The 22,906-nt window shown below is 64.6% G+C and carries 19 protein-coding genes; 8 read left to right on the top strand and 11 right to left on the bottom strand.

From position 1 onward, the window contains the following. Positions 1-198: 198 nt before the first annotated feature. From CEW87_RS01395 to CEW87_RS01350, 10 genes are all read right to left on the bottom strand, one after another. On the bottom strand, positions 199-651 hold the full coding sequence (locus CEW87_RS01395; protein WP_003050391.1) for a single-stranded DNA-binding protein: 453 nt from the start codon (positions 649-651) through the stop codon (positions 199-201). A gap of 73 nt (positions 652-724) precedes the next feature. Then, the gene (locus CEW87_RS01390; protein ID WP_003050393.1) at positions 725-1,252 is read right to left on the bottom strand and encodes a DUF3158 family protein; all 528 of its coding nucleotides are present in this window, start codon (positions 1,250-1,252) and stop codon (positions 725-727) included. Beyond that, positions 1,249-2,043 carry a PFL_4669 family integrating conjugative element protein gene (locus tag CEW87_RS01385; RefSeq protein ID WP_003050396.1) on the bottom strand — a complete coding sequence of 265 codons (795 nt, stop codon included), beginning with the start codon at positions 2,041-2,043 and terminating at the stop codon, positions 1,249-1,251. The genes CEW87_RS01390 and CEW87_RS01385 overlap by 4 nt, the downstream gene beginning before the upstream one ends. Before the next feature lie 419 nt (positions 2,044-2,462). Next, on the bottom strand, positions 2,463-3,695 hold the full coding sequence (locus CEW87_RS01380; protein WP_003050398.1) for an STY4528 family pathogenicity island replication protein: 1,233 nt from the start codon (positions 3,693-3,695) through the stop codon (positions 2,463-2,465). 3 nt (positions 3,696-3,698) lie between these two features. Further along, a complete protein-coding gene (locus CEW87_RS01375; protein WP_003050401.1) occupies positions 3,699-4,259 on the bottom strand; it encodes a DUF2857 domain-containing protein in 561 nt (186 codons plus the stop codon). 14 nt (positions 4,260-4,273) lie between these two features. Continuing rightward, a complete protein-coding gene (locus CEW87_RS01370) occupies positions 4,274-5,947 on the bottom strand; it encodes a ParB family protein (RefSeq protein WP_003050404.1) in 1,674 nt (557 codons plus the stop codon). Continuing rightward, complete coding sequence (locus tag CEW87_RS01365; RefSeq protein ID WP_003050422.1) at positions 5,940-6,209, bottom strand: hypothetical protein; 270 nt, start codon at positions 6,207-6,209, stop codon at positions 5,940-5,942. Before CEW87_RS01365 ends, CEW87_RS01370 begins: the two co-directional genes overlap by 8 nt. Beyond that, positions 6,193-7,068 carry a ParA family protein gene (locus CEW87_RS01360; RefSeq protein ID WP_003050424.1) on the bottom strand — a complete coding sequence of 292 codons (876 nt, stop codon included), beginning with the start codon at positions 7,066-7,068 and terminating at the stop codon, positions 6,193-6,195. Before CEW87_RS01360 ends, CEW87_RS01365 begins: the two co-directional genes overlap by 17 nt. A 42-nt stretch (positions 7,069-7,110) precedes the next feature. Continuing rightward, positions 7,111-7,323 (bottom strand): AlpA family transcriptional regulator, encoded by a 213-nt coding sequence (locus CEW87_RS01355; protein ID WP_003050427.1) that lies wholly within the window; start codon positions 7,321-7,323, stop codon positions 7,111-7,113. A gap of 119 nt (positions 7,324-7,442) precedes the next feature. After that, complete coding sequence (locus tag CEW87_RS01350) at positions 7,443-8,189, bottom strand: hypothetical protein (RefSeq protein ID WP_003050429.1); 747 nt, start codon at positions 8,187-8,189, stop codon at positions 7,443-7,445. Between the two features lie 1,122 nt (positions 8,190-9,311). On the opposite strand from CEW87_RS01350, the gene CEW87_RS01345 reads away from it, so the two are divergent. From CEW87_RS01345 to CEW87_RS01315, 7 genes are all read left to right on the top strand, one after another. Continuing rightward, entirely contained in the window at positions 9,312-9,902 is a 591-nt protein-coding gene (locus CEW87_RS01345) for an aminodeoxychorismate/anthranilate synthase component II (RefSeq protein WP_108971206.1), read from the top strand. A 23-nt stretch (positions 9,903-9,925) separates the two neighbouring features. Next, positions 9,926-10,957, top strand: coding sequence for an anthranilate phosphoribosyltransferase (trpD, locus tag CEW87_RS01340; RefSeq protein WP_199917178.1), 1,032 nt, complete (start codon positions 9,926-9,928; stop codon positions 10,955-10,957). Next, positions 10,957-11,745 (top strand): indole-3-glycerol phosphate synthase TrpC, encoded by a 789-nt coding sequence (trpC, locus tag CEW87_RS01335; RefSeq protein WP_108971205.1) that lies wholly within the window; start codon positions 10,957-10,959, stop codon positions 11,743-11,745. Before trpD ends, trpC begins: the two co-directional genes overlap by 1 nt. Before the next feature lie 3 nt (positions 11,746-11,748). Further along, entirely contained in the window at positions 11,749-15,744 is a 3,996-nt protein-coding gene (locus CEW87_RS01330) for a translocation/assembly module TamB domain-containing protein (RefSeq protein ID WP_108971204.1), read from the top strand. A gap of 145 nt (positions 15,745-15,889) precedes the next feature. Continuing rightward, positions 15,890-16,453, top strand: a complete 564-nt coding sequence (gene msrA / locus CEW87_RS01325; protein ID WP_108971203.1) for a peptide-methionine (S)-S-oxide reductase MsrA — start codon at positions 15,890-15,892, stop codon at positions 16,451-16,453. Between the two features lie 35 nt (positions 16,454-16,488). Then, positions 16,489-16,833 carry an FKBP-type peptidyl-prolyl cis-trans isomerase gene (locus tag CEW87_RS01320; protein WP_108971202.1) on the top strand — a complete coding sequence of 115 codons (345 nt, stop codon included), beginning with the start codon at positions 16,489-16,491 and terminating at the stop codon, positions 16,831-16,833. A gap of 85 nt (positions 16,834-16,918) precedes the next feature. After that, on the top strand, positions 16,919-17,377 hold the full coding sequence (locus tag CEW87_RS01315; RefSeq protein ID WP_108971201.1) for an Lrp/AsnC family transcriptional regulator: 459 nt from the start codon (positions 16,919-16,921) through the stop codon (positions 17,375-17,377). Between the two features lie 56 nt (positions 17,378-17,433). Here the strand turns inward: CEW87_RS01315 and CEW87_RS01310 are convergent, their stop codons facing one another. After that, positions 17,434-18,777, bottom strand: coding sequence for a sodium-dependent transporter (locus tag CEW87_RS01310; protein WP_108971200.1), 1,344 nt, complete (start codon positions 18,775-18,777; stop codon positions 17,434-17,436). 444 nt (positions 18,778-19,221) lie between these two features. Here CEW87_RS01310 and CEW87_RS01305 point away from each other — a divergent pair, with 444 nt between their 5' ends. Then, positions 19,222-22,797 carry an indolepyruvate ferredoxin oxidoreductase family protein gene (locus CEW87_RS01305; RefSeq protein WP_108976860.1) on the top strand — a complete coding sequence of 1,192 codons (3,576 nt, stop codon included), beginning with the start codon at positions 19,222-19,224 and terminating at the stop codon, positions 22,795-22,797. Positions 22,798-22,906: the final 109 nt, after the last annotated feature.

Raw genomic sequence — 22,906 nt, 5'->3', positions numbered from 1 at the left:
AAGCTGCATGCGGCAGCGACCGCTTTCACGCCGATGGAACGGCTTGGGCGGGATGGCGTGCGGCCGGCGGTGTGCGAGCCGGGAGCCGCGATGTTCGGGAGCGCGCGGAAGCCGGTGGACGCTGATGGAGCTATCCCCTGGGGATAGCTCGCGAGGACATGGGGGGCGGCAACGTACTGCGGCCGCCCCCACGCCGGATCACTTCCTGCGCTTGGGCTCCTTCGACGCTGCCGGTTCCTGGGCGGCCTGGGGCTTGGGCTGCGCGTCCTGTGCGGTCTCCTGCGATTTGGGGCTCAGAACGACGGACTCGATGCGGAACGGCAGGATGCCGACGCTGCGCGCGTTGATCTGCCAGGTCTCGCGCGGCTGATCCTCGTTGTCGGTCCAGGGTTCGCGCTCCATGCGGCCGACGACCAGCACGCGCATGCCCTTCTGGTAAAGGTCCTTCCAGTGTGCGGCGTCGCGGTGCCAGATTTCCACCGGCGCCCAGAAGCCGCCGCGGTCCTCGAAGTCACCGCCCTTGGTGGGAACGGGGTTGTCGAAATACACGTTCAGCCGCAACAAGCGCCGCGGTTCGTCGTTGCCGTTGGGGAACTCCCGGTACTCGGGGGGCGAGCCGATGTTGCCTTCGCCCGAAAAATGCGTGCTCATGGTGCAATCTCCTTGGTGGTTGAAATACCCGTGCCATGTCGGCGTCGGGCGCGTGCTGGGGTGCCCGACGCGATCACCGATCGCGCACTCCGGGGGGTATGGACGCGAGCCGGCGCAGGTAGGCGTCTTCCGCCTCGGCGGCCTTGCTGGCGCACTCCTGGGCCTGCCTACCCAGGGTGTGCAACAGGCTGATCTGCATGTTCAGCGTGATGCGCTGCAGCTCGATCGCGTGCAGGTCGGCCAGCAGGTTGACCGGCGTGCTGGTGCTCGCCATCAGCTCCTGCCACAGGGCCACGCCCATGGCCGAGCGGTCGTTCCTGCGCCAGCGCAGGAACGTCGTTCCCGCGCCAGTGGTCTGCTGGGCCAGTTCCACGGGCAGCAGATGGAAGGGATGCCCACCGGCCTGTTGCAGCACTTGTCGCTGCGCCAGGCCGATCAACTCGTCGCGCATGGCGAAGCACTGGCTGGCCCAGGCCTCCAAGTCCCCTTTACCTTTAAAAGGCTTTAAAAGGCCTTTTAGAGAGGCCGCGTGTTCCAGGCGCATGAAGGCTCCCTGTTGCAGGCCCCGGAAGTAGCGGGTCGGCTGGTTCAGATCGCTCATGCGGATTCGTCCTCGCCGGCAGTGGCTGCGCCTTCGGACGGGTCGGCAGCAGCGGCCGCATCACCATCGACGCTGGTAGCGGCTGCGGCAGGATTCTCACCGCGCTGTTGCAGACCACGGCGCACCATGGGTGGCGCAAACGTCGAGCGGCGCGTGCCTTCGAGGACGTCCTGCGGCAACTCGCCGAACTTCTCCAGCGCGACCCGCGCTGCGGCATTCTTCGCCGCGAAATCGTCGCGGGTGCAGCCCGAGTAGCGGTACTGCTGGGCCAGCGAGAACAGGCTGCGCAGCGCGTGCGCGCCCTCGTTGAGCCAGCGCTCCAAAGTGCTGCGGTCGATCAGCGCGGTGTGGTGGGCGAGGATCAGCTTGCGCGCGATGTCGTCGTAGTCGGCCAGGAGATAGACGGCGGCAAAGCCCAACTGCGCATTGACGAACAGCGGCAGCTTGACGGGCTGCACGTTGAGGTTCTCGCCCAGGCTCAATGCCGCAGGCACGCCCGCCAGTGCCTGGTCCACTTGTTTGCGCAAGGTCTGCAGCGTGGTCCTGGTCTGGTCGAGCTTGTCCTCGATGCGCAGCATCCACCAGTCGCTGTAGGGGTCGTCCTGCTCCGAGCCGCGCTTCATCTTATTCATCACCGCGATGTAGCCGTTCAGGCCGACGATGCCGGGTCGCCCTTCGGCGGCGGCGCGGCCGTGCCAGATGCGGGAAGCGTGATGCGTGTGCAGCGTCAGCGACATCGCGCTGCGCAGGGAGCCGAGGTTGAGTTGCAATGGTTCGTTGCTGGTTGCCATGGTGAGCGCTCGCAGTTGGACAGGGAGCCGCCAGCATCCGCATGCAGCGGAAGGCAGTCAGTCAACAAACCGAAATGAGCCGGCCCCCGGTTCTATGCGCGCTGGCGGCGCAGCGCGCAACGGTCCCTTGGAGGCCGGAGCATTCACGTTGGCGCTCCGTGCCTCGGTCGTTGACGGTATGCGTACTGCACCGCACGTCGCGCTGCCGTTCGACACGATCCTTCGCCGCGCAGCCGTCCCCAGTGGACCGTTCCGTTGAGCGCCATGGAGGTCTGCTTCATGGTCTTGCAGGCGCTCTACTCAGGTTTTGCGCAGCATGTCGCGCCGTCGTCCGGCGTTTCACCACACAGCCGTCCCCTGGGGACCGTTTCTGCCGACCGCCAAGGAGGTCTGCTTCATGGCCTTGCCAGGCCCTGCGCTCAGGATTTGCGCAGCAGATCGCGCAGGCGCTCGATGTGCTGCCGGGCCACCGCGGGCGGCACGACGTTGCGCGGCGGCTCGGGCGGTGGCGCTCGCGCCGCCGATGGTGTTGGCGCTGCCGGGCTGGTCTGCTTGGCCCACGCATTGAACTCGCCGCGCATGGCGCGCTGGATGATGCCGAACAGGTACCCGGCGGGGTTGCGGATGCCATGCTTGCCGCACCGTGCGGCCCACTCGTCCAGCACAGCCTGCCGCAGGGCAGCGTCCACTTGCTGCAACGCCATCCTGGCGCCGGCTTGCTGTTCCGCCTTCAGTTCCGCGAAACGCTTGGGCCATTGCAGGTCGCCCAGCGCGCGCGCCTGCGCGGTAGTACGTACTTCATCAATACGACTACTACGTACTGTACGGTCCTGCTTCGGATTCCGAAGAGCGCCGTCTGGCGCGGGTTTCGGCCCTGCTTCGGATTCCGAAGAAGGGCGTTCGCCATTCCGAAGAAGGCTGGCGGGCCCTTCTTCGGAATCGTGGATCGCATCCTCCTGTGGATAACTTGCGGTGGCGGTGATGCCCTGGTCGGCCAGGCGCTCGGCGAGCACTTGCAGCCGCGACGGCAAGGTGCGTCCGGACAACATCGGGTCGTCCGCGATCTCCTGGAGGGTGTTGAGTCCCACCACCTGGACGGCCTTGGCGGAATGCCCCAGCGACTGGCTGACCAGGGCCAGGTAGTCGGCGTCGAGCTGCATGGCCTCGAACAGTGTCAGGGGTTCGTCGTGCAGGACGTAGAGGTTTCCGAGGATGCGGCCGGTCTTGGGGTCGCGCCGTCGTCGCACGAGGCTCAGCCAGCGCGTCAGGCGCAGCAGCGTCAGCGCCCGCGCGACGGTCTCGTGGGAGGCTTGTCCCGCGCAGGGCATGGACGCCAGCCATGGGCGCAACTGCTCATAGGTCGGGAACGTCGTGACGCCGTCGTCGTTGAGCATCAGCCGGAACACCTGCCAGGCGTTGCGCTCCAGCGGTGTCAGGCGGCGGTCGACGAACAGCCGCCGCGGCACGCTCTCGTGCCGATTGCCACTGAATAGGAAGGCGTCGCCGGACGCCGCAGGCGTGGGCACTGCCATGGGCGCTGGCGCGCGGGGATTTGGATTGGGCGTGAGGTCCTTCAGCGCAGCGTCGAACAGGTCGGCGAGTGCGATGGGGCCTTGACGCGGGGCTCGTGGGGCGGTGTCGTCCACGGCCATGGCCTAGTCCAATCCCTGATCGACCCAGTTCCTGATCGCGGCCCAGACCACCGAGAGCGGCAGTGACATGCCCTCGGCCAGGTCCATGGCCGCATCGAGAATCGAGGTCTCATCCTCCAGATCGACGTTCCTGCTGCTGGTCACGGCTTTCCATTGCCGCCAAAGTTCGGTGTCCTGGGTCTCGTCCAGGACGGGGTGGCGCCCCTTGCGCTTGGGCAGGCCGAGGATCTCCCGCCGCAGGGCGACTTCCTGATGGGTCAGGCCATAGAAGCGGCTGACCATCTCCGTGCTGGCCCCCAGCCGCAGCATGCGATCGACCGTGGCGATTTCCTTCTCCACGTCCTGTGCCTGGTTGAGCAGGCGCTGCAGCACTTCGCGGTTGACCGTGACCGAGCACCACGAGACGCTGGCGTTGGCCAGCACGCTGATCAGCGCGGGGTGCTTGAGCGCATCCAGCTCGGCCTCGCCGAAGCCCATGGCCTTGCAGCGGCGCAGTTGGCCGTTGCGAAGGTCATACAGCGCCTGGGCAATCACGGCCTGGTTGAGCGGATGCGATGTGGACATGCGGCCTCCCTCGCTCACGTCCCGGGCGCCGTGGTGCCGGCTTCCAGGTCCAGCAGACGCCGGGCCAGGCGGAGCAGCCGAAATAGCTTGACCAACGCCGTGTCGCTCAAGCGCCTTGTGCAGTCGCCGTGGTGTTGACCCTGGCCGTGCAGCAGTGCTGGCAAGTCGGCGGCGAGCTGCGCGCCATCCACGCCCGCTTCAGCAGTGGGCTGACCCGTCAGAGTGATGAGCAGCGCCAGCACCGCCCGGCCGAGCGGCGATGGTGCATGGGCGGGCGCGCAGCAAACGAAGCCGATGCCATCGGAGCGATCCTCGATGCACTCGTCCAGGGCTGCCTCCCCGGCGATCTCGCGCGCGAACTGCGCGATGTGGATGCGCAGCCGATCGGGCGTGTCCAGGCCGGCGTCGATGTACCAGACGTCGGAGATCGGATAGAGCCCGCCGGCTTGCACCGGGATGGACTGCAGCACGCTCGCCGAGAAGTCGGGCGGCAGCGCATCGCCCAACTGGTCGGCAACCATGCGCTGGATCGACTGCAGCCGTTCGGTCGTCGGTGCCGGCGAGACGATGTGCTCGAGAAGCAGATCGCCTGGTGCGGCCGTGGGGCTTTCCGTTGTCGTCTCTCGGGCCGTATCCTCGCGCAAGGTGGGCTCGGACGCCGGAGGGCTGGCGGGTGGAGGACTGGCCGCCGCTGCAGGCTTGGCGATGGACGATGCTACGCCCGGGGGAGGCGGCGTGCCGGCGGTGGGCGAAGGCAACGCCGGCGGCGCCGCAGGTGGCGTCGGGTCACTGACCAGCGCCCGGTGGCGGCTTTCCGATTCGGTCAGGTCCAGCGCCAACACGTCGTAGCCGATGCCCAGCAGCTCGGACATCTGGCCGATCAGCTCGTCCTGCACGCGCTGCGGCGCGAACTCGTCGCCCTGCGTGTCGAACTGCGCCAGCACCTCCTGAAAGAAGCTGTCGAAGTCCAGCGGCAGCGTGCGGTCCTTGGCATAGTGCTCCCAGGTGCGCTTGCAGGCCGTCCGCATGACCGACAGCCGCTCGACCTGGTGGCGCCCCAGGCCGCCATAGAGCACAGTGGGAATGGCGGGCAGCAGGTAGCGCACCGCGTCGGCCATGCGGGTGATGTGCGACCGCTGGACGGGGAACCCATCGGCCGCCAGGCGGCGGGCCAGTTCCGACTGGCTCAGGGCGGCGCTACTCTCCTGCTCGTAGAACTCGCGTGCTTTCTCGACGCCGAGCGCGCGCTCGATGAACGTGAGGCCACCGCGCAGTTCGTTCTCGGCAAGATGCCCGGTCAGCGCGACGATTTCACCGCGCTCCGGCCATGGCCGAAACAGGCACGATATGCGGAAGAAGCGTTCGTCCTTGGTCTCCGACCAGAGTTCGCGCAGGATCGCCAGCCGCGTGTTGCCGCCGTTGCGGATGATGTAGTGGTCCTCGCCGGGCCGGCGGGTGATGGCTGGCGCCGCGTCCAGGCCGCGCTCGCGGATGGACGCCTTGATTTCCTCGTAGGCGGGGTTGCGCTTCATGCGCGGGTCATGGTCGTAGGGCCGCAGCTGGTCCAGCGTCACGACCATGGGCGTGTCCGCGATCGGGTCGCTCAAGGCCGTAGCCGCTGGGCCGCTGCGCTCGAAGCCGGCCGCGAGCAGCTTGCCGGCCATGTCCTGCGAGGTCATGTCAGCCATGGCCGCACCCCTCGCAGTCCCCACGACCGCCGGCCGGCGCCATGCGGGCCTCTCGCTCGGCGCGGCGGATCTGCGCACGGGCGTTCAATTCGGCCCGGTGGTCGCTCGCGGTCGAACTGGTGTAGATCGCCGCGCAGCCGGCCTTGGTGAACTTGAGGTGCCCGCCCGGCGTGCGCTTGACGTGCCAGCCTTCACCGACCGCGAACTCGATCAGCGCGCGCAGCCGCTTGTGGCCGCGGGCCAGTTCATGTGCGTTCGCCATGGGACCTCCCGGCATCAAGAGGACGTGGCGGGCGACCGGACATTGCGGCAAATCTGTCCTGCCATTGCGGGAACAGCTCGCTTGCGAGCGCGCGCATCGTGTCGAGCGAGGCCGGCGCGACCCTGCCGGGCGGCTGGCGGTGCTCGACCCGATGCACCGGCAGGCCGCGCGTCGCGGCGCGCGGATAGGCTTCGATGGCTGGCACGTCGGTGGCGAGCACGCGGATGCCGGCATGGTCTTGGAACAGGTCGCGCAGGGCCTGCTGGATCAGTCGGGCGTTCGCCGACACCGGGTGGACGCGGTTGATGAGCAGGTGCAGCGGCGGCGGTTCGATGCCCAGGTGCCGGTACGGCGCGATGTCTTCGAGCAACTGCATGGTGCCGCGTCGAAGCTCCCGGGCCGCGAGGATTTCCGGCGTGACGGGCGACAGCGCAAGGTCGGAGGCGAGCACCGCCATCTCCAGCAGCACGGAACGCGCGCCCTGGGTGTCGATCAGCACCAGGTCGTAGAGGGGAGCAAGTGCTGGCAGCAGATGCCGCAGCCGCAGGCGGCCATCCGGCGCATGCAGCAATAAGGTGTTCAGCTCGCCCCGGTGGTCGTTGGACAGCACCAGGTCCAGGCCCGCGATGATCGTGCGGGACACGAGCTGGCCAAGGTCGCGCTCGTTGAAGGCCAACAGCTCATAGATGCCGCCCGGCGCGCGCTGGGTCAGTTCGTAGTAGGAGGACAAGGTGGGCTGCACGTCGAGATCGAGCAGCAGCACGCGCAGGCCCGCGTCCGCGGCGAGCCCGCCCAGGTTGGCGGCCGTCGTGGTCTTGCCGACGCCGCCCTTCGTTGAAATGATGGATACGACCTGCATGGCGCTCTCCGGCTGGGAATGGGAAGTCCGCGGGAGAACGGGTCAGGTCCGGTGGTTGAGGCGCTCGGCGATCCACTGGTCGATTTCGATCGAATCCCAGCCGACGGCGCGCACGCCCAGGCGCAGCGCCTGGGGAAACTGGCGCTTCTTCATCAGGTTGTAAATGTGGGCGCGTTTGAAGCCGGACTTGGCTTCGACTTCATCGAGCCGCAGGATGCGGCGCTCGTTCGGCGGGAGTACAGGGGGCTGCGACATGGCGGTCACTCCTGAACGCTCGGTGGCGTTTGTTGGCGTGACCTTTATTCAATAGACCTGGCTGCGGAAAGACATTGCAAATGCAATCTCCGCGGTTGCACATACAAGCTGGAAAAACCTCATGCGCTTGCGCTACGGACGTACTTCCTGGCGTTGGCGAACTTGCCGTTCAAGGTTCGCTCCGTGATGCCCATGGTGCCGCCGAAGTGGGCGACCAATGCCGAGACGAGTGCCTCCTGTGTTTTGAAGCTGGAATAGGGCACACCCGAAGGGGACTGGCCCAGCATCAGCGTCAGCATCCCGCCGATGATGTTGAGATACGTCGTCTCCGCTCGCTCGCTGATCTCGCATTGCTTGGAAGCCAGCAGCGCGGTGGACTGCTTGAGCAAGGTGTCGCGCTGCTCCTGCAATTCCTGCATCTGGCGACGCGCATGCTCCAGGGCCGCCTGAAGGGCCAGTCGCTCGATCAGGATCGCCTGTCCTGTTTCCAAGGTGATAAAAGGATGCGCCATGCGTTCGCCACGGCTGAACAGGAATCCTGGCCGGTGCTCGGGATAGTGGTTGCGCATCCAGCGCTTCAGATCGACATGGCGAACGGTCAGATCCGGCGACTGCAGCAGCTTCGGATCATTGAGCGTGATGCCGTTCTGGCCGTAGGGCAGCTCCCCGTTGAGGATGCCGTCATAGATACGCTCCGAGTACAGCCGGCACTCATTCCATCGCGGGCAATTCAACGATGGAGGCAGGAAGCGCGGTGACGCGATCGCAGCCAGGATCATCGGCAGGTACCGCAGCAACCCGGCCCACCGTATGGCAGCCTCGATGGGACGATAGAACACCTTCGATGTTGGAATGTCCTTGTGCATGTCTTCGTCTCCTTTCGGAAGCGCTACATCACCGGCTCCTTTCTTGCCCTGCCAAGGGCTGCTGTGTCGTTATGACCTTCCGCGGGTGCCTGGGAAGATGCCCTGAACGTAGACGGGCGAGGTGATTGGTTTGGCGTCCGCTGTAGGTGGCCTCGTCTTGCTCGTTGTGCAAGAATCGATCGGTTGCCGGCCCATCGAGCGATGAGGACGAAAGCTCGATATTGGCGCTCACGGTACCAGCGTCATGCGCTGCGCTGTTCCCCGCAAAACCGATTTGGTATGGTCTGATACGGCGATGGTTTCAGAAGCTGCGATCAACGGCTTCTGTTCTCCGGGACCTAGGGTCGGCAGAGAAAATCCGGCGGTGTCATATCTGCCCCGGATGCTGATATAGCGATATAGCATCACCCGCGCAGGTCCAGATGACTGCCAACCTGAGATTCGATGCTCACAAGTCCGTAGCAGTTGGTCTACTTGCTCTCTGGTTTCGAGACTGGAAGTGTTGTCGTCCGGTCCGAGGTAGATGGGCGGGGTGATGAATGCCCTGGCATTCCAGGAAGTGGCTTTGCCTAACATGCTCATGGTAAAATTCCCCAGGCTTACTTTGGAATTCCGTTCGGGTGTACTCGGGCCGAGTTCTGGCTTTTAAATTCAACACTTTGGTCTGTCCATGACCCGTACCGCTTCGACCAACATCGCTCTGTGGTGGCGCTTCCAATAGGAAGCGGCATGTCGTTGCGGTCTTGACCGCACCTTGCCGCCGTACCGGCAGGCAAGGTTTCAAGAAGGCTCCCCGGCACGGCGGCTCCAAGATTTGAGGAGATTGCCCGATGCCCTTGGCACCCCAGCCCCGTCGTAGAACTGATGCCCCGCGCGCTGTGTCGCCGCGAGGGGTAGGTCTGTCCGCCCAGTCTCAGCACTTGGCCCTGGCATGCGGGCGCCGTCGCTGCGTCAGTACACCGCACTGGCGCACGCCAAGACATCTCTCAGGAGCCCTTGCTACCTTGAGCCAGCACATGCTCGCGCTTCGTCCATCGCAATCAACTGTCGATGTGTGTAATAAAGTGGGTAATGGAGGTTGTGTGTAATGGAAAACATTAATGAAATCAAGGACTTAGAATCATGAGACTCCTGATGGTCGACAACTACGACAGCTTCACCTACAACCTTGTGCAGTACTTCGGCGAACTGGGTGCCAAGGTGAAAGTGTTCCGCAACGACGAGATCACGCTCGAGCAGATCGCGTCCATGCAACCCGCGCAGCTGGTGATTTCACCCGGGCCATGCTCCCCGGCCGAAGCAGGCATCTCGGTGGCGGCGATCCGCGAGTTCGCCGGCAAACTGCCGATTCTCGGCGTCTGCCTGGGGCACCAGAGCATCGGTGCCGCCTTCGGTGGCCGCATCGTGCACGCCCAGCGCCTGATGCACGGCAAGACTTCGCCCGTGCATCATCTCGACAAAGGCGTGTTCCGGGGGCTGCCCAATCCGCTGATCTGTACCCGCTATCATTCACTGGCCATTGAACGCGAGAGCCTGCCTGACTGTCTCGAAGTGACGGCCTGGACGGACGATGGCGAGATCATGGGCGTGCGCCACAAGACGCTGGATATCGAGGGTGTGCAGTTCCACCCCGAATCCATTCTGACCGAGCGCGGGCACGACCTGCTCCGGAATTTCCTCGACCGCGGCGATTCATTGCCGGCTGCGGCCTGACCGACATGAGGACGAATATCATGATGACTGCCCAACAGGCGCTGCAGCGCACGATCGAGCACCGCGAGATCTTCTTCGACGAAATGCTGTCGCTGATGCGTCAGATCATGGCGGGTGAAATCTCGCCGGTGATGACCGCTGCCATCCTGACCGGTCTGCGCGTCAAGAAGGAGACCATCAGCGAGATTACCGCTGCGGCGACAGTGATGCGCGAGCTGGCCACCAAGGTGGTGGTGAACCCGCCGCACGATCACTTCCTGGACGTGGTCGGCACCGGTGGCGATGGCACGCACACTTTCAACATCTCGACCGCGACCATGTTTGTGGCAGCCGCCGCTGGTGCGCGCGTGGCCAAGCATGGCAATCGCGGCGTGTCGTCGAAGTCGGGCAGCGCAGACGTGCTCGAAGCCCTGGGCGTGAATCTGGCACTGAGCGCGGAGCAGGTTGGCGAGTGTATCGAAGCGACCGGCATCGGCTTCATGTTCGCGCCCAATCACCATAGCGCGATGAAGAACGTCGCCCCGGTGCGGCGCGAGATGGGCGTGCGTACCATCTTCAACATCCTCGGGCCGCTGACCAATCCGGCGGGTGCGCCCAATACCCTGATGGGTGTTTTCCACCCCGATCTCGTCGGCATCCAGGCGCGTGTGATGCAGCGCCTCGGCGCCAACCATGTGCTGGTCGTGCACGGACTCGATGGCATGGATGAGGTCAGCCTTGGTTCGGGCACGCTGGTGGCTGAACTGAAGGACGATCAGATCACCGAGTATGAGATTCATCCGGAAGACTTCGGTCTGGCCATGGTGGGCAGCCGCAACCTGCGGGTCGAAGATGCCGATGAATCGCGTCGTACCTTGCTGGGTGCGCTGGATAACGAGCCCGGGCCGGCGTGTGAGATCGTGGTGTTCAACGCCGGTGTGGCGCTGTACACCGCCAACCTTGCCGACTCGATCGACGATGGCATCCTGCGTGCGCGCGAAATCATTGCCAGCGGTGCGGCGCGCGCGAAACTGGATGAATTCGTGCAATACACACGCCGTTTCGGGGCCGCCTGATGAGCGACATCCTGAACAAGATCTGCGCGGTCAAGGTCGAAGAAGTCGCTGCGGCAAGCGCGCTCAAACCGGTGGACGCGATTCGCGCCGAGGCTGAAGCGCAACCGGCAGCTCGCGATTTTGTCGGCGCCATTCGCGACAAAATCGCCGCGGGCAGTGCTGCGGTGATTTCCGAGATCAAGAAGGCGAGCCCGTCCAAAGGCGTGATCCGCGAGGACTTCCGCCCGGCAGAGATCGCACGCGCCTACGAGCAGGCGGGCGCAGCCTGTCTGTCGGTGCTGACCGACAGGCCCTTCTTTCAGGGCGCGCCGGAATACCTGCAGGCGGCGCGGGCGGCGTGCGCGCTGCCGGTGTTGCGCAAGGATTTTCTGGTCGATCCCTACCAGGTGTTTGAAGCACGTGCCATGGGCGCGGACGCCATTCTGCTGATCGCCGCCTGCCTCGATCTTGCGCAGATGCGCGAGATGGAGTCGATTGCGAGCGCGCTCGGCATGTCCGTACTGGTCGAGGTGCACGATGGTGCCGAGCTCGAACAGGCGCTGCAGCTGCAGACGCCGCTGGTCGGCATCAACAACCGCAATCTGCGCACGTTCGAGGTGTCCCTGCAGACCACGCTCGACTTGCTGTCGAGCATTCCTGCAGACCGCATCGTCGTGACCGAGTCGGGCATCCTGTGTCCGGAGGACGTGAGCCTGATGCGTGGCAAGGGTGTGAATGCCTTCCTGGTCGGTGAGGCCTTCATGCGGGTATCCGACCCGGGTCAGGGGCTGCGCGCCCTGTTTGGCTAGCCTATGAACGACCCCGAGCCCGCAGCAGATCTCCCGCAATCCCGCCGCCTCTGGCGGCGCGTGTTTGCCATTGCATGTGCTGCGATCTTCGGGCTTTTTGCAGTGCTGGGCTGGGGGCTGGCAAGCGAGTCCGGTCTGAAGGCGGTCGCCGGGCTCGTCAGATCGGCTACGCCGGACTTGCTCACGCTGGGCGAGGTTCGCGGGCGGCTGATCGGCCCACTGGAAGTCGATGATCTCGCCTTGCGCCTGCCGGATCTTGAGCTCGATCTTGAGGCGCTGAAGCTCGACTGGGCGCCACGGGATCTGCTTTCACGCCGCGTTGTCGTCTCGCAACTCACGCTCGGCAGGCTCGATGTGCGAACGCGCACAAGCGACGAGCCGTCGCCCCCGCTGAGCCTGCCTGACCATCTGCGCCTTCCGGTCGGGCTGCAGGTGTCGCGCATCAGCGTGGAATCGCTGACGGTTCATCAGGTCGCGGCCGGTGAGCCGCTGTCTTCGGACTCCGCCAGCGTATTCAGCGCCAGTGCTATCACGCTTGCGCTCGACAGCGACGGCAAGCGTCACCACTTGCAGCAAGTCGATGCAGCGTTGCCGTTCGGCAAGCTCAGCCTGACGGGGGGGATCGACGCCGAGGCGCCTTTCGCGCTCGAATTCAGGGCGACGCTCGAGGGCAGGATCGATGCGGATCAGGTGCCTGAAGGCATTGCGCTCGCAGCCGATGCCCGCGACTACCGCATTGAGTTGGATGCCGACGGTGTGCTGGCCGAGCCAGTGCTCAAGCTGCGCGCGAATGGCGCCGGGCTGAGCGGTGAGGGACGGGTCGAGGCGACGCCGTTTGCCGACGTGCCCTTGCGAGCGCTTGAGCTCGCGCTTGGTGAGCTCGATCCATCCATGTTCGTCCCTTCCGCCCCCAAAGCGCTGCTGCGACTGGATGCGCGCTTGCTGGCGGGTGCGACTGAGGGCTTGAGCCTGAGCGGCCCGTTCTCCGTCCGCAACGCGCGTCCTGCTGCGCTGGACGCGGGGGGGGTGCCGCTTGAAAGCATTGGTGGCACACTCGCCTGGTCTGCGCAGGGCGCCCGTGTCGATGAACTCGATGTCCGTCTGCCCGGCGGAGGGAAGATCGCCGGTGCAATGGCGTGGACGCCATCCGCGGGCGAGTCCGCGCCATCGCCCGGCCCTGACGCCGCAATTGCAGGGGCTGGCGCCGGGCTTGGACGCCTGACGATGCTGCTTGAGATTGCCGGTATCGATACTTCACGCATCGATGGCCGTTTGCCCAGGCAAGTGCTTGCGGGGCGTGTCGAGGCCGAGGGGAGTGAAGCGCGACAGACTGCCTCGCTCAAGCTGAGTGCAGGTGATGCGCGAGTGGACGCCAGTGGTGTGCTTGAGGCAGAGGCCGCTCCTGGTGCGGGGCTGCGATTCAAGCTGACCGGGCAAGTGCGCCAGGTCGACCCACGGAAGTTCCACCCTGCCGCGCCGGTCGCGCGCCTCAATCTGGACCTCGATGCCGAGGGCGTACTGGCTGCAGAGCCTGCGGTGTCGGCGCAGTTCAAGCTGCTCAACAGCGCCTTCGAGGGGCATGCACTGTCGGGGAGTGGGCGCCTCAAGGTGCGCGGAGAGTCCTTTTCGGACGTTTCGCTCATGCTCGATCTGGCCGGAAACCGCCTGCGTGCGGAAGGTGACTGGGGACGTGTTGCCGACCGCCTCCGGATCTCTGTCGATGCGCCTGCGCTGGCTCAACTCGGATACGGATTGAGCGGACGTGCGGGGGCCGAGGGCGAACTCACCGGCGGCGCCAAGGCGCCTGCCGGATCGCTGCAGTTCTTCGGCGAGAAACTGCGTCTACCGGGCGATGTCAGGATTGGGGGGCTTAACGGACAGGGCCGTCTGGCTGCAGGCGTCGATGGGCCATTCACGTTGTCGGTCGGGGTGTCGGGCGTCGGTGCGGTGGGTGCTGAGGCCGACTGGGTTTCCGCCGCACGGATATCGGCGGACGGCAGACGCGATCGCCATCGCATCGAGCTCAGTGTGAACGGCGCCGAGGCGGACGAGCTGAGTCTTGCGCTTGAGGGCGGGCTGACGGTGCCGGATGGCGCGCCGCCGAGGTGGCAAGGAACGCTGTCGAGCCTGGAAACCCTGGGGCGATTCGTCTCGCAGTTGCAGGCGCCTGCAGCGTTGTCGCTTGGCAGCGATGAGGTGAGCCTGGGCGCGGCGGTGCTCGAAGCCGGAGAGAAGGGGCAGATACGGCTCGACGAGACGCGCTGGTCGCCAAAAGGCAGCGCCATCAAGGGCTCGCTGACGGGCCTCGCCTTCGGTCTGGTTTCGCGCCCGGAAGGGCGTCCGAGGCGTGGAGCGGGCCCGCTGGTGCTGGGCGCCGAGTGGGATGTGCGGCTGGCCGATACGGTCGAGGGCGAAGCGCGCCTGTTTCGCGAGTCGGGCGATCTGGTCGTCAGCGGCGAGATCGGCACCCGGCTTGGCCTCGAGAGCTTTGAAGCGCGGCTGATTGCGCGTGGCAATCGTCTGGCCTTGTCGCTCGGCGCGCTCGGAACGGAACTGGGAGAACTCTCCGGCTCGTTTACCGCGCTGGCTGAACGCACCCAGTCGGGCGCGTGGCAGCTTGCGCAGAAGTCCCCGCTGCTGGGGTCTGCGCGCCTGAAAATGCCTTCCATTGCCTGGGTCGGGCGTCTGATGCGGGAGAACGTGGAGACTGCGGGCAGCCTCGATGCGGTGTTCTCCGTGTCGGGTACGCCCGATGCGCCTGTCGCCAGCGGAAGCGTCAATGGACGTGATTTGCAGTTCGCGCTCGTCGATCAGGGGCTGGTCCTGTCCGGTGGCGAACTCGTTGCAGATTTCGACCGCGACCGCCTGCGCCTGTCCACGCTGCGCTTCGTGTCGGCCAACCGGGTGAAGCCGCGAGACAGCCGGGTGCCGTTTGAGGCGCTGACCGCAACGCCCGGACATCTCAGTGCCTCGGGCGAAATCGCTCTCGAATCGGGCAAGGGGCTCTTCAACTTTGAGGCCGACCGGCTGCCCCTGCTGCAGCGTGAGGATCGCTGGCTGATTCTGTCGGGCAAGGGGCGTGCGCATTCGACCTGGACCTCGCTGGACCTCGATGCGGACTTTCGCGCCGATGCGGGCTTTTTCTCAATCGACGATTCGCCCCCGCCTAGCCTTTCAGACGATGTCGTCGTCCTTGGTCGTCAGCCATCTGAGCCGGGTCGATTTGCGCTCACCGTGCGTCTCGGGGTAAAGCTCGGAGATGCGCTCTACCTGTCGGCGATGGGCGTCGATACCCGGCTCGCCGGTGCGCTCGAATTGCGCATGGCCCCCGGGGTGCCACTCAATGCCGTTGGTTCCATTTCCACAGTGGGAGGGAGTTATCAGGGCTATGGTCAACGCCTGAGCATCGAGCGCGGGCTGATCAACTTCCAGGGTCCTGTCGACAACCCGGGGCTGAATATCGTTGCCCTGCGCAAGGGGCTGGAGGTGGAGGCCGGGGTGTCGATCAGCGGCAGCGCCAGACGTCCGCAGGTGAAGCTGGTGTCCGACCCTGCCGTGCCCGATCCGGAAAAGCTGTCCTGGATCGTGCTCGGCCGTGCGCCGGATGCAAGCGGCGGAGCCGATCTTGCGCTGCTGGTGCCGGCTGCGCAGGCTCTGCTCGGCGGCAGCGGCGGCGGCATGACCGAGGAGCTTTCGCGCAGTCTCGGCTTCGACAGTTTCTCGATTGGCCAGGGTGAGCTCAACAGCACTTCGCGTTCGGCGAGCAGCCGGGTGCTGGGCAGCGGCTCGCGCATCAGCAGTGGTCCTACCGTGGCGGGGCAGGTGTTGAGCGTGGGGAAACGTCTGAGCTCCGATCTGGTACTGTCCTTCGAACAAAGCCTCGGAGGTGCCGAGTCGCTGGTAAAGCTGACCTACCAGCTCGGGCGCCGGGTGTCGGTGGTTGCGCGTGGTGGTACCGACAACGCGGTCGACATCTACTACACTTTTTCCTTCCGTTGATTCTTGCAGACAGATGACGGATGACACGAATGAAATTGCCGTGCTGCGGTCACACTACTGGAAGGACCGGAAATCGCGGGCTTGCGATGCCGGGTAAGAGCCTTCCGGATGCAGGACTTGTTGCCGAACTTCATGAGGATGAACGATGACGAACACGATGGAGCCCACGACGCTTGAAACCGCCATTCTTGGTGGCGGCTGCTTCTGGTGTCTTGAGGCGGTATTTCGCGAGGTTGAGGGCGTGGTGTCAGTGACATCCGGCTATGCCGGAGGTCATGTCGACGCGCCGGCATATCGTCAGGTGTGCGAGGGCACGACTGGCCATGCCGAAGTGGTGAGGCTTGAGTTCGATCCGGCAAAGGTCAGTTATCGCGACCTGCTGGAGATCTTCTTCGTCATCCACGACCCGACCACGCTCAACCGCCAGGGCAATGACATCGGCAGTCAGTATCGTTCGGTGATCTTCGTCAATGACGACGAGCAGCTGCACGTCGCCCTGGCGCTGATCGAAGAGCTCGGGGAAGCACGCATCTACCCACACGCGATCGTCACCCGGGTCGAGCGCTCAGTGCCGTTCTGGCCGGCTGAGGTCGAGCACCATGAGTACTACGCCAATCACAGCGATCAGCCCTACTGCCAGTATGTCGTTGCGCCCAAGGTTTCGAAATTCCGCGAGAAGTTTGCCAGTCGCAGGCGTCGGGACGGTTAGAATCCTTGCCTTTACATTCCAGCCTGGAGACGCGCATGACCCAGACCACCACGGCCAGCGGCCTGATCATCGAAGATATCGAAGTCGGTAGCGGCGACACTGCAAGCAAGGGGCAGATGGTTTCGGTGCATTACACGGGTTGGCTGACTGATGGCAGCAAGTTTGACTCGAGCAAGGATCGCAACGACCCGTTCAACTTTCCGCTCGGCAAGGGGCATGTGATCCGTGGCTGGGACGAAGGTGTCGAGGGCATGCAGGTCGGCGGCAAACGCAAGCTGACCATTCCGCCTGCGCTGGGTTACGGCTCGCGCGGTGCGGGCGGGGTGATTCCGCCCAACGCGACGCTGGTCTTCGAGGTCGAGTTGCTCAAGGTCATCTGAGCGTCGTGAGGGCACCGTTTGTGAGGGTGTCCGCGCGATTTCAGCGCATATCGTGCCCCGTGCGGGGCGTGCAAGAGTGGATGGCATGAAACTCGATCAGACCCAGTTGCGCATTCTTTCCTTGCTGCAGAAAGACTCCACCCTCAGTACCCAGGCGCTGGCCGACAAGGTCGGCATGTCGCCTTCGCCATGCTGGCGGCGGGTGAAGGAGATGGAGGAGGCCGGGCTGATCCGCGGCTATGTCGCGCTGGTCGATCGGCAGAAACTGGGTCTTGGCACCTGCGTATGGGTGCGGGTGAAACTCAAGCAGCACAGCGCCGATGTGCTTGATCGTTTCGAGCAGGTGGTCAAGGGCTGCAACGAGGTTGTCGAGTGCTACGAGCTGCTCGGCGAGACCGACTGTCTGCTCAAGCTCTATCTGCCGAGCCTGGAGGCGTTTTCGTCCTTCATGCACAATTTCCTGCTCAAGATCCCCGAGATCGACGTCACCCATTCGAGCGTGGCGCTGCGCGAGATCAAGAACGAAACAGCCCTGCCGCTATGAGCGGGCAGGGCTGCTGAATGCGGGCGGTGCCGTTCTGGTACCGCCCGTTTTTTTGCTCAGAGGTTGCTGACGAACACGATCAGCACGCCAGCCGGTGCCACGAAGCGGGCCACGAAGGACCACACACCGAAGGCGCCGGCCGAAAGCCCCAGCTCCTTGCGTACGCTGTCGCGGTCGAGATACCAGGCCGCAAAGACGATCGCGCCGAGTCCGGTCAGGGGCAGCAGGAACTTGCTGGTCAGCTGATCAAGCAGGTCAAAGATGTTCAGACCAAAGATCAGCACATCTCCCCACACATTGAAGGACAGCAGGGCTGCGATGCCCAGTGCCCAGGTGGCCATGCCGGCGACCGCAGTCGCGCCGAGACGGCTGAGCGGCGTGCGCTCTTCGACCAGCTCCACCACGGGCTCGAGCAGCGAGATGGCCGAGGTGAGCGCGGCAAAGGTCAGGAGCAGGAAGAAGATCGTGCCCAGCACCAGACCACCCGAGATATTGCCGAAGGCCAGCGGCAGGGTGACAAAGATCAGGCCGGGGCCCGCAGCGGGGTCGAGGCCGTTGGCGAATACGATGGGAAAGATCGCCAGTCCGGCCGCAATCGCGATCACGGTATCCATCAGCACGACGGTGCGCGCGGTGCGCAGCAGATTGACGTCCTGGCCGAGATAGGAGCCGTAGGCCATCATGATGCCCATGCCGAGTGACAGGGTGAAGAAGGCGTGGCCGAGCGCGGCCAGGACCACCTTGCCGTCGAGCTTGCTCCAGTCGGGGTTGAACAGATACTGAACTGCCGCCCCGAAGCCGCCGGTCGTGGTGCCGTAGGCAACGAGCACCATGAGCAGGATGCCCAGCGCCGGCATCATCAGTTTGGATGCGCGCTCCAGACCGCCCGAAACGCCCATGGCGACAACACCTACGGTCAGTGCCATGAACACCGAATGCCACACCAGCAGGCTGCCGGGGTCGGCCAGGAAGGCGGTGAATGCACCACCAACTGCGTCCTTGTCCATGCCGCTGAAGCTGCCACTGGCCATGTCGCCCATGTAGGACAGGGCCCAGCCGCCGATCACGCTGTAGAACGACAGGATCAGGAACGCGCCAAGAACGCCGGTTGCACCGACGACCGCCCAGTTGCGGCTGCGTCCGTTGGCGGCTGCGACTTCGGACATGGTGTTGATCGGGTTCTTCTGGCCGCGCCGGCCGATCATCCATTCGGACACGAGAATGGGTAGCCCGATCATCGCGATACAGGCCAGATAGACCAGCACGAAGGCGGCGCCGCCGCTCTGGCCGATCATGTAGGGGAATTTCCAGATGTTGCCGAGGCCGACAGCGGAGCCTGTGGCTGCAAGCACGAATCCCATCCGGGAGGACCACTGTGCATGGGTGTGGGACTTTGCCATGTCATCGCTCCTGTTGGCAGGTGTTCAAGGGGCGAGACAATAGCAGCAAGGACAGGCAAGCGGTGCCCGGGATGGTTCGATTCACGAAAGTCTCCTTCTGTTTTTTTGGTGACACCGCACTTGTGGCGCAGTGTGCAAGGCTGCAGCAGGCGTGTGTTTGACATCGCTTGCCGGCCGTCAGCCCTGTCATTTATCCGCGCCATGGTCGTGAGCCTGATGCGAAGTGGCTGGATAGTAATTTCTGATAATGGGAAAGATATTTCTTATAGGCAGCTGAAAGCCGCCAAATGAGGATAAATTTTTCTCGCATGTCTCCTTAGCATGTAGCTGCGTCGGTTCATGAGGCGCACCCCACGAGAACGCCATCAACAAGGAGACAGGGGTCGCAGGCGGGGCGTCGCGCCACAAGCGCAGACGACCGGGCGCAACGACCCCACAGACATGATGCTCAATACACTGCCCCAGGTTTCGCTCGACGACAAATACACCCTGAAGGAAGGCCGTGCCTGGATGACCGGCATCCAGGCCCTGGTCCGCTTGCCGATGATGCAGCGTATGCGGGACGAGGCGGCCGGGCTGAATACGGCTGGTTTTGTCACCGGCTATCGCGGCTCGCCGCTGGGCAACGTGGATCAGGAGTTCTGGAAGGCGAAGAAGTATCTCGAGCCGATGCATGTCCGCTTCCAGGCCGGCCTCAACGAAGATCTGGCGGCGACCGCGGTGTGGGGCACGCAGCAGGTAAACCTCGATCCCAACGCACTCTACGACGGCGTGTTCTCGATCTGGTACGGCAAAGGGCCCGGCGTTGACCGTACCGGCGACGTATTTCGTCATGCCAATGCGGCCGGCAGTTCGAAGCACGGTGGCGTGCTGGTGATTGCCGGCGACGACCACGCTGCCAAGTCGTCCACGCTGCCGCATCAGACCGAGCATGTGTTCAAGGCCTTGATGATGCCGGTGCTCGCACCCGCCGGCATCCAGGAGTACCTTGAGTACGGCCTGCACGGTTTCGCCCTGTCGCGCTACTCGGGGTGCTGGGTCGCGTTCAAGGCCCTGACCGATACGGTGGAGACTTCGGCTTCGGTCGATGTTGATCCGTTCAAGGTCAGGACCGTGATTCCGACCGATTTTCCGCTGCCGGAAGATGGTCTCAACCTGCGCTGGCCCGATCCGCCGCTGGTGCAGGAGAAGCGCCTGCTCCATCACAAGTTGTATGCCGCGCTTGCCTACTGCCGGGCCAACGGACTCAACCGTACGGTAATCGACAGTCCGCAGGCCCGACTCGGCATCATCACCAGCGGCAAGAGCTACCTCGACGTCCGTCAGGCGCTGAATGATCTCGGTATTGACGACAAGATTGCCGCCGATATCGGCCTCAGGGTGTACAAGGTCGGCATGGTGTGGCCGCTCGAGGCCGAAGGTGTGCGCAAGTTCGCCGACGGGCTGGAAGAGATTCTCGTGATCGAGGAGAAGCGTCAGTTCCTCGAGTACCAGCTCAAGGAAGAGCTCTATAACTGGAACGAGCAGGTCCGCCCACGGGTGATCGGCAAGTTCGACGAGAAAGGCGAGTGGGCGCTGCCGCACAGCGAGTGGCTGCTACCGGCAGCGGGCGAACTGACGCCGGCGATGGTGGCGCGGGTGATCGCGGCGCGCATCGCGCGTTTCCACACCTCCGACCGCATCAAGGCCCGTCTTGCCTTCTTTGATGCCAAGGAGGCGGCGCTCGCGCGCCCGCGCCTGTCGATTGCGCGCGTACCGCACTACTGCTCGGGCTGTCCGCATAACACCTCGACCAAGGTGCCGCAGGGCTCACGCGCCCTGGCTGGTATTGGTTGCCACTACATGGCGACCTGGCTGTCGCCGGAATCGACCCAGACCTTCTGCCAGATGGGCGGGGAAGGCGTGCCATGGGTGGGGCAGTCGCCCTTTACCTCAACACCGCACGTGTTCGCCAACCTCGGTGACGGCACCTACATGCACTCGGGCATTCTGGCGATCCGCGCCGCAGTGGCCGCAAGGGTGAACATCACCTACAAGATTCTCTACAACGACGCGGTGGCGATGACGGGCGGTCAGCCCCATGACGGCACCCTTTCGGTGCCGATCATTGCCCGCCAGCTCGCGGCGGAAGGCGTGAACAACATCGTCGTGGTCAATGACGGTACCGGGCGCGCCTATGGTCCGTCGGACCTGCCGCACGGTATTCCCGTCCGCCACCGCGACGAACTCGATGCGGTGCAGCGTGAGTTGCGCACGGTCCCGGGCGTGAGCGCACTGATCTACGATCAGACCTGTGCTGCCGAGAAGCGTCGGCGCAGGAAGCGTGGCACCTTCCCGGATCCGGCGAAGCGGGTGGTGATCAACGACCTGGTGTGCGAGGGGTGCGGCGATTGCAGCGACAAGTCCAACTGCATGTCGGTCGGCTCGGTGGAGACCGAGTTCGGTCGCAAGCGCACGATCGACCAGTCCTCCTGCAACAAGGATTTCTCCTGCATCAAGGGATTCTGTCCGAGCTTTGTGACCATCGAAGGTGGCAAGCTGCGCAAGGGCAAGGCCAGTGCATCGCAAGGGACGGATGACTTGCCGCGCCCGCAGCTACCCTCCACCGCTGCGCCGTGGGGCATTCTGGTGACCGGTGTCGGCGGCACCGGCGTGGTGACGATCGCAGCCTTGCTCGGCATGGCCGCCCACCTCGAAGGCAAGGGCATCTCGGTGCTCGATATGGCCGGCCTGGCGCAGAAGGGCGGCGCGGTGTGGTCGCATGTGCGCATCGCCGACCGTCAGGACATGCTGTTTGCTGCGCGTGTGGCAGCCGGCGAAGCCAACGCCGTGATTGGTTGCGACCTCGTGGTGGCGGCGAGCGACGAGTCGCTGGCGAAGATGCGAAATGGCCACACGCGCGTCGTGATCAACCGCGATCAATCCATGACCAGCGAGTTCGTTCGCGGCTTTGCTGCCCAGGCCCGCAGCGGTGACGCCATGAAGGTGCCGGACCCGCAGTTTCCGGCGGGATCGATGGAGCAGCAGATCGTCGAGGCGGTTGGCGCCGAGGCGGCCGAGTTCATCGACGCCTCCCGTCTGGCGACCAGCCTTCTCGGTGATGCGATCGCCACCAACCTTTTCATGCTCGGCTACGCCTGGCAGAAGGGTCTGGTGCCGTTGAGCGACGACGCCATTCTGCGTGCGATCGAGATCAACGGTGCTGCCGTGGCGGGGAACAAGGCGGCTTTCCAGTGGGGACGGCGCGCTGCGGTGGATCTGAATGCCGTGAGCGAGGCGGCGAAGCCGCAGCATGGCAAGCCTGCCCACCATACCCTGTCGACCACCGTCGACGAGGTGATCGCACGGCGCAAGGCGCAGCTGACCGATTACCAGAATGCCGCGTATGCAGCCCGTTACACCAAGCTCGTCGACCGAGTGCGCGCTGCCGAGGCGCAGGTGGTGCCGGGCATTACGCTGCTGACCGAGGCCGTGGCACGCGGCTATTACAAGCTGCTTGCGTACAAGGACGAATACGAAGTCGCGCGCCTGTACACCGACAGCGACTTCCTCAAGCGCGTCGAAGAGCAGTTCGAAGGCGATTACTCGCTGGTCTTCCATCTCGCTCCGCCGATGCTGGCGGACAAGGACCCGCAGACGGGCGAGTTGCAGAAGAAATCCTACGGGCCGTGGATGCTCAAGGCCATGCGGATGCTGGCGAAGTTCCGTCATCTTCGCGGCAGCGCGCTCGACCCCTTCGCCCGCAGCCACGATCGCAAGCTCGATCGGCAACTGATTGCGGACTACGAGCAGCTGATCGACGAGGTGCTGCGCGGGCTGGAGCTCGCCAACCACGAGACCGCGGTCGAGCTCGCTGCCTTGCCGGAGCAGATCCGGGGCTTTGGTCATGTGCGCGAACGCTATCTGGCACAGGCCAGGAAGCGCGAGGCTGCACTGCTTGCGGCGTTTCAATCGCGTCAGCCGCTCGCGGCAACGGTCGGCGGCAAGGCGCGCAAGACGATTGCGGTGATTGCAGGCTGAACCCGCCTGCATCCTGAAACGGTCCGGCGCTGTCTTGAACGTTCCGGACCGCTACCTATCGAACTAACCACCCTGCTGCCCTGCACTGGCGTCACCACGAGTGATCTCA

It is taken from the genome of Parazoarcus communis (assembly GCF_003111665.1).
In the GTDB taxonomy this organism is placed as follows: domain Bacteria; phylum Pseudomonadota; class Gammaproteobacteria; order Burkholderiales; family Rhodocyclaceae; genus Parazoarcus; species Parazoarcus communis_B.
The sequence above is the reverse complement of the archived record's forward strand: the minus strand, read 5'-3'. Positions and strand labels throughout refer to the sequence as shown.